Here is a 1,050-nt window from a genome sequence, read left to right as displayed (position 1 = left end):
GTCGACACTTGTCATCGCCATTTTCATAACAGTTTTCGTAACCTTTTTCACTTTGGAACAAAATGGGCTCATTCAGCATAACAAACAAAAAGATGACTACCCTGTCGCTGAATATAAAGCTATTTTTATAGAAAAACTTGATCAAGGCGAATACCGACTTTCTCACAAACCTTCAAACCAAACAGCCGTTTGTCATCAAGGCTATTTATTTATCCAGTCAGATAAAAATGATGGCATGCAGGGTTTGTTAGTCGATTATAAAAATCGCGGTGTACGCTGTGGAGAACTGGTAAGCAAGTAATGACTGAACAAAAACCTGACACTATTTTTTCTCAAGCGCTTGATAGCGTAGGCGACTTCAAGTTTGACGAAGCAGTTGCCCGAGTTTTCCCTGACATGATCCGTCGCTCGGTTCCCGGTTACACCACGATAATTCCGATGATCGGTCTCATCACTGAGCGCTACGCTCAGAACGATTCAGCATGTTATGACCTGGGTTGTTCCCTAGGTGCATCAACACTTGCTATGCGCCATGGCTTAAGAGACAAAAGTTGCCAACTCATCGCCGTCGATAACTCAGAGTCGATGCTTGATCGCTGCAACCACTATATCAAAATAGATAACGAAGAAACTCCCGTTGAACTTGTGTGTAAGGATATCACAGAGCTGGCGTTTCAACCTTGCTCAGTCGTGACGTTAAATTTCACCCTGCAGTTTGTTGACCCTGCATTGCGCTTAAAACTCCTCAAAGATATCTATGCTGCAATGGAGCCGGGTGGCGTACTAATTCTTTCCGAAAAGATCTGTTTTGACAATCAAAATGAGCAAAGCGAGCTAGAAGAACTGCACTGGTTGTTTAAACGCGCAAACGGCTATAGTGAACTGGAAGTGAGCCAAAAGCGAAGCGCCCTTGAAAAGGTACTAATGCCAGACACCCTAGAAGCCCATCAAGCGCGTTTGAAAGAGGCCGGGTTTACTCACTCCCACCTTTGGTATCAATGTTTCAACTTTATGTCGCTGATAGCGATTAAAGCAGCTTAGGTATAACGA

The 1,050-nt window shown here is 43.8% G+C and carries 2 protein-coding genes; both read left to right on the top strand.

Annotation, left to right across the window (positions count from 1 at the left end; all coding sequences use genetic code 11):
- On the top strand, positions 1-301 hold a 301-nt coding region (locus A3729_RS33240), incomplete at its 5' end, for a hypothetical protein (protein WP_068634175.1).
- Positions 301-1,041, top strand: coding sequence for a carboxy-S-adenosyl-L-methionine synthase CmoA (gene cmoA, locus A3729_RS18660; RefSeq protein ID WP_068513432.1), 741 nt, complete (start codon positions 301-303; stop codon positions 1,039-1,041). The genes A3729_RS33240 and cmoA, both read left to right, overlap by 1 nt.
- The last annotated feature ends 9 nt before the right edge of the window (positions 1,042-1,050 follow it).

It is taken from the genome of Oleiphilus sp. HI0043, from assembly GCF_001634935.1.
Note: the sequence above shows the minus strand (reverse complement) of the source record. Positions and strands in the feature narration are given on the sequence as shown.

Excerpts from the sequence above, each read along its gene's own strand:
- cmoA (WP_068513432.1), top strand. The coding sequence starts at position 301 with ATGACTGAACAAAAACCTGACACTATTTTTTCTCAAGCGCTTGATAGC.